Origin of the sequence: Pannonibacter sp., from assembly GCF_051860505.1 — a bacterium.
Lineage (GTDB): Bacteria > Pseudomonadota > Alphaproteobacteria > Rhizobiales > Stappiaceae > Pannonibacter.
In genome coordinates, this window is sequence record NZ_JBHYDX010000036.1 from 25,443 (window position 1) to 33,702 (window position 8,260).

The 8,260-nt window shown below is 62.5% G+C and carries 7 protein-coding genes; 1 reads left to right on the forward strand and 6 read right to left on the reverse strand.

All coding sequences use genetic code 11. From position 1 onward, the window contains the following. Positions 1-58: 58 nt before the first annotated feature. The 6 genes from cas3 to ACTIFE_RS19635 all read right to left on the reverse strand — a co-directional run bounded on the left by cas3 (position 59) and on the right by ACTIFE_RS19635 (position 7,245). A complete protein-coding gene (gene cas3, locus ACTIFE_RS19610) occupies positions 59-2,377 on the reverse strand; it encodes a CRISPR-associated helicase Cas3' (protein ID WP_439530834.1) in 2,319 nt (772 codons plus the stop codon). 93 nt (positions 2,378-2,470) lie between these two features. Beyond that, positions 2,471-2,692, reverse strand: coding sequence for a hypothetical protein (locus tag ACTIFE_RS19615; protein WP_439530825.1), 222 nt, complete (start codon positions 2,690-2,692; stop codon positions 2,471-2,473). A gap of 138 nt (positions 2,693-2,830) precedes the next feature. Next, positions 2,831-3,577, reverse strand: a complete 747-nt coding sequence (locus ACTIFE_RS19620) for a metallophosphoesterase (RefSeq protein ID WP_439530826.1) — start codon at positions 3,575-3,577, stop codon at positions 2,831-2,833. Continuing rightward, the gene (locus ACTIFE_RS19625) at positions 3,574-5,247 is read right to left on the reverse strand and encodes an ABC transporter permease (protein WP_439530827.1); all 1,674 of its coding nucleotides are present in this window, start codon (positions 5,245-5,247) and stop codon (positions 3,574-3,576) included. Before ACTIFE_RS19625 ends, ACTIFE_RS19620 begins: the two co-directional genes overlap by 4 nt. Positions 5,248-5,258: 11 nt before the next feature. Further along, positions 5,259-6,212, reverse strand: a complete 954-nt coding sequence (locus ACTIFE_RS19630; protein ID WP_439530828.1) for an ABC transporter substrate-binding protein — start codon at positions 6,210-6,212, stop codon at positions 5,259-5,261. A 16-nt stretch (positions 6,213-6,228) separates the two neighbouring features. After that, positions 6,229-7,245, reverse strand: coding sequence for an ABC transporter ATP-binding protein (locus ACTIFE_RS19635; RefSeq protein WP_439530829.1), 1,017 nt, complete (start codon positions 7,243-7,245; stop codon positions 6,229-6,231). 235 nt (positions 7,246-7,480) lie between these two features. Here ACTIFE_RS19635 and ACTIFE_RS19640 point away from each other — a divergent pair, with 235 nt between their 5' ends. Then, complete coding sequence (locus ACTIFE_RS19640; protein WP_439530830.1) at positions 7,481-8,188, forward strand: inorganic diphosphatase; 708 nt, start codon at positions 7,481-7,483, stop codon at positions 8,186-8,188. Positions 8,189-8,260: the final 72 nt, after the last annotated feature.

Sequence of the window (8,260 nt, forward strand, 5' to 3'; positions counted from 1 at the left end):
AGGCGCGCGGGCCTGAGACCAACAGTTTCACGCCGTAGGGCATGGATAGACGACCTCCCTAAATGATGCTGTCGGCAACGCCGAGCTTGCCTGTTTCTTCCCACCACAGCCCCACCTCCGGCGTGTAGAGCTTGCTCTCCTCCGCCAGCACGACGAACTGGTCTGCCCTGAGGTCAGCGGCGCGGACGGAGGCGGCGCCGTTGGCGATGAGGTCTGTCCGCACCCTTGGGGGCACCTGCACCACATAGCGCTGCAGCTCGCGGGCGATCTGGCCGGAGGATACGGACTCGACGCCAAGCTTGCCGATCCAGTGGCGGGCGTGGTCGTCATAGGGGATGATCACCGGCAGCATGCCGCTTTCGATCATCCGAAACTCCTGAGCAATCGTGCGATAGGCGATGTTGGTGCCGGACTTGTCCATCCGAGCCATCGCCAGGATGCCCTTGGCATCAAGACCGCTTCTGGTGTCGTTGGCACCGCGCTGCCAGTAGACCTCCTGGAAATAATCCCGGATCGCCTCCGGACTGAAGAGGTTGTCGTGCTTGGGCTCGATTGCGGCAAAGGCCGCTGCGAATTGCGCCAGTTCCTCCGGCGGCTTCGCGACCTCTGGTTTGAATATCAGAACATGGCTGTCGTCCGGCGCACGCGAGCCTTCACGGTTGCAGCGGCCGGCGGCCTGCAGCACCTGGTCCAATCCCGCTTCGGCGCGATAGACACGCGGAAAATCGACATCGACCCCGGCTTCGATCAGGCTTGTGGCCACCACGCGGCAGGGGCCCTCGCCCTCCAGCATGGCCCGAACACGCGCAAGCAGCGCCTGCCGGTGGGCCGCGCATTGGCGGGTCGACAGGTGAACGAGACCCTCCAGCCCGGCCGCCTTGGCGGTGGTGAAAAGCTCGAGGGCGTGCTTGCGGCTGTTGACGATGACGAGTGCTCTGGGATGGCCGGCAAGATCACGCACAAGGTCGTCGTCGCTGAGAACCCCTGCCCGCCGGATGGTCGTGCGCCGCAGTTCCCGCGCCAGCCGGGCCGGGTCTGGCGCCAGTTCCCGGTTGTCCAGTTCCAGCCCCATCAGGCTGCCGTCCGGAAAGTCGCGCCGGTCCAGCGCCGGCTGGGTCGCGGTGCAAAGCACGATAGTACAGCCGTAATTGCGCGCCAGCTCGTCAAGCGCCAGGACGGATGGCTTCAGGTACGGCAGCGGCAGGGTCTGCGCCTCGTCGAGGATGATGATGCTGCGGGCGATGTTGTGCAGCTTGCGGCAGCGCCCCGGCCGGTTGGCAAAGAGGCTCTCGAACAGTTGCACGTTGGTGGTCACCACCACCGGCGCGGCCCAGTCCTCCATGGCCAGTTTCAGCTTGTCGCGCTGGCCAAGTGCCTTGAGGCTCTCCTCCTCGATGGCCGAGTGGTGCTCAAGGATCACGTCATTCCCCAGCACCTGCCGGAAGATCGCCGCCGTCTGGTCGATGATCGAGGTAAAGGGGATGGCGTAGATGATGCGGCGATGGCCATGCAGCGCGGCGTGATCCAGCGCAAAACCGAGCGAAGCCAGCGTCTTGCCGCCGCCGGTTGGAACGTTGAGCGTGAAGATGCCGGCCGGCTCGGCCGCGCGCCCGCGCACATGGGCGAGGATCTCGCCGCGCAAGGACGTCAGCTTGCCGGATGTGGCCGCTTTCGAGGCCATTTCCCGGTCGAACCGCGCCCGAAGCTCTGGCAGCACATCCTGCAGGGCCGGCCAGTTCCGGTCGGCAATGAGCCCCGTCAGCCGGTTGTAATAGGTTTCCGTGTCCTTGAAGTCGGCGTCGACGAGGCAGGAGAACAGCATCCGCCCTAGAAACGTCATCTGGAACATCTGGGCCGCAGCTGGATTGGTTTTGACCTTTCTCGTGTCGGGAAGGAACTTGGGCGGGATCAGAGCGCTGAACTCCGCTTGCAGTTCGTCTTTCCAGACCGGATCGAGCCGGGTGTCGTCCCACCGCTCCAGCCGCTCCTGAAGTGCGCCAGCACTTGCGTCCTGCACGCTGCGCGTCCGGTCAGGTAGTCCCGCATGGTGACCCGCGACCGCATGGGCGAGCAATTCGAGAATGACGCGGTCAATTGGCGTGGCTGCGTCTACGGCAGCGCGCAGGAGAACGCCGGCGCCATCGGTTGAATGGTCCGGCCCCTTGCCACCGCGCCGCAGGGGGGCCCGGATATAGGCGAGAAACGCGGGGTTATACTTGCCGAGGTCATGCAGCAGGCCGGCCAGATAGGCTGGCCTCTCGCCGCCAAAGACCGACGCGAATTGCGAAGCAAGCCCCGCAGTCTGCAAGGAATGATCTGGAAGTGTCTGCCAGAGTGCTTCGTCAGCATCGGGCGCTGAATGGGCGTAATATGGCATGCGGCTCAATCACAGGTTTTCATGCCTCAGTTAGATATCCGATTCGTCTCCGCCGCAAGCGAGGCCTCGCATTTTTGCATACTCTAGTTGTAACTACGGATAGGACGTTGCCCGGTGCGGCGGTTCAAGGCGTCGCCGCACCCGGCTGACAGCCTGCCAAAAGGCGAAAGGAAGCCCCCACCGCTGCAAGCCAAGCGGCAACGGCTGCGGTCTGGCGTGACGGATCGCCTCGACGAGACCGATCAGCAGTGCCACGATAAACGCCCGCTTGGTGGGGAAGACTTCGTCTGACAGCACATCGAGCTGCTTCGGCACCCAGCGCCTTCTCCAACCCGGTGATGATCTCGGACTGGCGGAGGACGGCCCGGCGTCACTCGATGGTTTTGTCGTCGTCGCGGTCAGCGGACGTCAGGGCTGCGCAAACGGACGTTGAGCTACGTTTCGTGCAGGCTATCATGCCAGGCTGATCTGGTGCGTGGTGACCGATCCTGACTGCAGCACATGCAATTCGAAGGCAGGGCGCATACAACTTGCCCTATGCGGAAAGTTTCCCGTCAACGACAGGCTCAACCCATGTCCGATGGCCGGGCAGGTACTTGCAAGGACCCCTGCCCAAAGCGTCTGCATGCTGCGGTGGCTGTGACCTGCGATTATCCTGCAGACCGGGCTGGCCGCAAGAAGACCGGCCAGTTGGGCGGCTCCGGCAAAGCCGTCTTTGTCGAGATGCGGTGCTCCTGTCGGAAAGGGCGGATGATGCAGCGCCAAGATGACAGGGGCCGTCGCACGTGCCATCGCATCTGCCAGCCAGTCCAAGCGGGCGGCATCGACGCCGCCTTTGCCGCCTGGCAAGTTGCTGTCCAATGCGATCAGGACTGCATCGCCGATCTTACGCGCAAAACTCAGATGATCGGGGGCAAAGTCGGCCCAATCGGCAAACGCTGCTCGAAACTCGGGCGCACGGTCATGGTTGCCAGGCATGGGCAACAACGGCACCGGCGCCGCGCGGAGCACCGCTGTCGCAGCGCCATAACCGTCCGCAGTGCGGTCTATTATATCACCGGTCAAAACGATGGCATCCGGGAGCCGGTCCATCGCAGCCATCGTCTCGAAAGCGCGCAGAATTGCTTCTGCGGGATCGTGGCAGGGGTAAGCGCCATCGTCGCGCAGATGCGGATCAGTGATCTGTGCAATCAGCGTCACAAGAGATTCCCCCGCCGTCCCATCACGCTGAGAACAAGCAACGGCAGCGCCGTCGTGATCAGGATAGTGACAAACGCCATTGCCATCCCCAGACCGACCGAGCCTTGTTCGAACTGCCGCCAGATATATGTCGAAATGGTGGAGACCCCAACGGGCGCCACCACCACCGATGCCACAAGCTCACGCGAAGCGACAGCGAAGACCAGAAGCATCGCGGCGAGAAGGCTGGGGGCAATCAGGGGCAGCAATATGCGGCGGAAAGCCGTCAAAGGGGAGGCGCCAGAGACCCGCGCGGCCGCCTCCAGATTATCGCCGATCTGGTGAAAGGCGGCTGTTGCGTAACGTACCGGCTGAGGCAGCAGAATGCAGCAATAAGCCAGAAGCAGGATCAGCGCGGTGTTGTAGGGCGTCACCGGCAGCCAGGGTTGGTTCCACGCCAGGATCAAACCCACCGCAACGACAATGCCGGGCAGAGCGTTTGGGAGGATGGTCAGCACATCAAGAACGCCTCGCCCGCGCACCTTTGATTTTACCACCGCATAGGCCGACAGGGCCCCCAGAAGGCCTGTTACCAGTGCCGCCGCCACGCCCAGCCACAGGCTGGTTGCCAGCGCCTTCAATGCGCCGGTCGTATCGCCCAGAATGGACGCGAAATTGGCCAGCCCAAGATTGGACCAAGCCAGTCCGCCGGAGATGGTTTTCGACAGGGCTCCCGCCAGTATCGCCAGCAGTGGCAGCCCGGTGGCGACGAAGGCCACCATGGCAAAGCATCCCAGAACGGGCCATGTCCACAGGCCAAGCTCGCGCCTGTCGTTGTTCTGCGGTTTGCCAGTGGTCGCCTCAAAGGACCGGCGGCTCAAGATCCGACGTTGCAGCAAGAAGGCCCCGAACGAGAGAACCACCAGCACCAGCGACAGGATCGCCGCACCTGGCAGATCGATCGGCCAATCCGATACCCGCAGGTCGATGGCAGTGACCAGCACGTCGAACCCTGCCCGCGAGCCGAGGGCTGCGGGCGTACCGTACTCCTCGATTGCCATGGCGAAAACCAGTAGCAGGCTTGCGGCAAGTCCGGGTGTCGAAAGCGGCAAGGTGATCCGCCAGAAGGCGCGCATCGGGCTGGCTCCGAACACGCGGGCGACATCCGAATAGCGCGATCCCACGGTTTCCAGTGTCCGCGACACCGCGAAATAGACGACTGGAAAGCTGTTCAGCGTCATGATGAAGACGATGCCGGGGACCGAAAACAGGAAAGCGGCCAGATCGAACCCGGCCAGTTGTTCCAGGTAGCCGCGCGGCTGCAGAGTCATGATCCAGCCAAGTACGGCAATGTAGGGCGGGATCATGAAGGGGATCAGGAAGAGCACATCCCACACCACCGCGCCCGGCACCCGAAACAGTGCCCGCGCCACGGCAAGCGGTACTGCGATCAGGGTTGACAGCGCCACCACCAACGCTCCCAGCAAAAGTGTATTGCCGGTCATGCCGATGAGTTTGGCATCCCCCAAGGCACCCGCAAGGGCCGAAAAGGGCGCGGCCAACGAGCCGCGCCCCAGTTCGGGAAAGATCGCCTGGAGGACGATGAACAAGAATGGCACGGCGACGACCAGACCCAATCCCGCCGCCGCGATGATTACGGACGGGTTAACCGCTTCGACTGACCGTGCCATACCCTCTGTCCTTACTTGGCAAAGACCTTGCCAAAGGCCTCCAGCGTTTCGGCGCGCTTGCCATAAACGGTGGTGGCATCAACCGGCAGGATCTTGAGGTCGGCGATCAACGGACGGTTCGCTTCGACATCTGTGCGTGATGGCATCAGGTTCTGCTTGGCGACGACAGTTTGACCCGCATCCGACAGGATGTAGTCGACGAAGGCCTTTGCTTCGTCCAGGTTCTTCGACCAGTTGAGGATCATGACCGGGCGCGGCGCAATCACAGTGCCGCTTTCGGGGAAGATCACCTCGATCGACTCACCCTTGGCCTTGCCGTTGAGCGAGATGTAGTCCACCGCACCGAACACGGCAGCCTTTGCGCCCTGCAGGACAGGATTCAGCGCGTCGGCATTGGCCCCTGCCACGATTGCACCATTGGCAGCCAGGCTGTCGAACAGGGCCATGTCGCCACCGGGGGTCAACGCGGCCACCAGTTCAAAGGCGGAACCCGACTGCGCCGGATCCGGCAGGTTGACGAGGTCCTTGAACTCAGGCTTGGCCAGATCGGCCCATTCGGTCGGGCGCGGTGTGCCGGACTTCGGGTTCCAGGCAATCGCCAGTGCGGCTACGCCCTGCGCCACGGCCGTGTCGGTTTTCAGAAAATCCGGCACCATTGCGGCATTGGCGCTGGTGTAGGGCACCAGCCAGCCACGCTCGGCGAAGTCGGTTGCGGTGTCCCAGGAGGCCGAGATCAGCACATCGACCACGGGATTGGCGGCTTCGGCCTCGATCCGGGCCATCACCTTGCCGGTGGTGGCCTGAAAGTACTCGACCTTGGTCCCGGTTTCGGCAGTGAAGCCGGCAGCAAGGTCAGCGATGAGCTTTTCCGGGCCGGCGGTATAGACGGTGATATCGGCCAAGGCGCTGCTTGCTGCAAGAAGCGCCGAAGCTGCGACGGCAGCACGAAGGGCAGTCTTGATCATCGGAATTTTCCTTGTTTCAGGGTGTTGCGATGTGCGCCGGAAACCAACGCAAATGAGCCGGGAGAATTTGCAACCCGATGCGCTCCCCGACGCGCAGGCGGGTATCGCTGGAAATCTGGACGGTATGCTGGATGCCGGAGTGCCCGGTGCCGGGGTCCAGCCGCACGGTTACAGCATAGCCATTGTCACGAAACTGCGCGGCCAGCACCTCACCGGTCAAAACCGCGCCATCGGCTTCGGTCAGCCGCAGGGCACGGGGCGTGACAAGCACTTCAGCGGCTGCCCTGTCCGGCCCACCAAGGGCTCCCAAAACCTTGCCTTCAAAGGACCAGCCCTCTGCTTTGCGCAGCAGCGGAAGAACCGCGCCCAGCCGCAGGAATTCGGCGACAGCAGGACTGGATGGGTCTTCGACAAGATCCTCGGGCGTGGCCAGTTGGGCGATCTCGCCGGCCTTCATGACCGCGACCTGATCCGCCAGCGTCAACGCTTCCGACTGATCATGCGTCACATAGACGGCGGTCAGTCCCAGTCCGCGGATCAGTGCACCCAGTTCCGCAACCATGGTTTCGCGCAACTCGCGATCAAGGTTGGACAACGGCTCGTCGAACAGCACGATGCGCGGCTCGGCCACGATGGCGCGGGCTATGGCAACGCGCTGTTGCTGCCCGCCCGAAAGCGCCGAGGGGTTGCGTCCAGCCATCGCCCCAAGGCCGACCCGATCCAGCGCGGCCATGACCCGCTGCTCTCGCTCGGCCTTGCCAACTCCTGCCATTTCCAGCGGAAAGGCGACATTGCCCGCCACAGTAAGGTGCGGCCAAAGGGCGTAGTCCTGAAAAACCATGCCGAGCTGGCGTTTTTCCGGCGGCACGAAAATGCCAGGCCCGGCGACCACTGCGCCGTTAATTGCAATAGCACCTGAAGTCGGGGAGAGGAGACCGGCAATCAGACGCAGGAGCGTGGTCTTGCCACAACCCGACGGGCCAAGCAGCGCAAGCGTCTGCCCGGCAAGCAAGCCAATGTCGATCTCACGCAAGATCGGCGTCTTGCCATAGCTAAGCGCGAGGCCCCTTGCGGAAATCGCTTGGTCTGAAGGCCAATCACCTCGCAAGGGGAAATCTCCATGTTCTCGTTGCCTCCGTCTAGGAGCGTAAGGTGACAGTCCGATGACGGCCCTTCGCGATGCTCTCGCGCCGTTTCCGGATCATCTGTATTCGGTCTGTCACGTTCCCCTGCTATCGGGCTGAGTGACTTTTGATGGAGACCAAGTGATGTCTAAGACCCTCATGCTTGCTGGCGTAGCCTACCTTGCCGTTTCCGCATCGATGGTGCAGGCCGAAAGCTTGGGCAATCTTGCTTGGTCGGATACCACGCCCTTTGCCGCCACTATGACGAAGAAGGACGATTTCACCATTGTTGGCTCCGAAGACCTGATGGGCCTGAAAGCCCTCAACGACGACGGCACCATCAAGGCCATTATTGAGATCCCCTCTGGCACATCGGCCAAGTGGGAAGTCAGCAAGGAAGATCCGAAGGCAGTCTACTGGGAACTGAAGAACGAAAAGCCGCGTGTGATCAACTATCTGGGCTATCCGGCCAACTACGGCTCGATCCCCGGCACTGCCCTGCCCAAGGAACTGGGCGGCGACGGTGACCCGCTGGATGTAATCGTGCTGGGTCAGGCCGTGCCGCGTGGCACCGTGGCCGATGTGCGCGTGATCGGCGTGTTGAAGATGCTGGACGGCGGTGAGCAGGATGACAAACTGATCGCGGTTCTTGCCAAGGGGTCACCTTTTTCTCACGTGGAGAGCATGGAGCAACTGAATGCCGAGTTCGCAGGCGTCAGCCAGATCATCGATCTGTGGTTCGCCAGCTACAAAGGCCCGGATGGTGGCATGGAAGGCAAGGGCTTCGAGGATGCCGAGACCGCCCGCGCAGTCTTAGAGGCAGCGGCTAAGAACTTCGAAGCCGGTCGCTAGAGCGTGTCGCGTTTAATTAGTTCCATATCCTGCGGCTTTGAAGAAGTTGTAGCATTCCTCATCGGTGAAGAT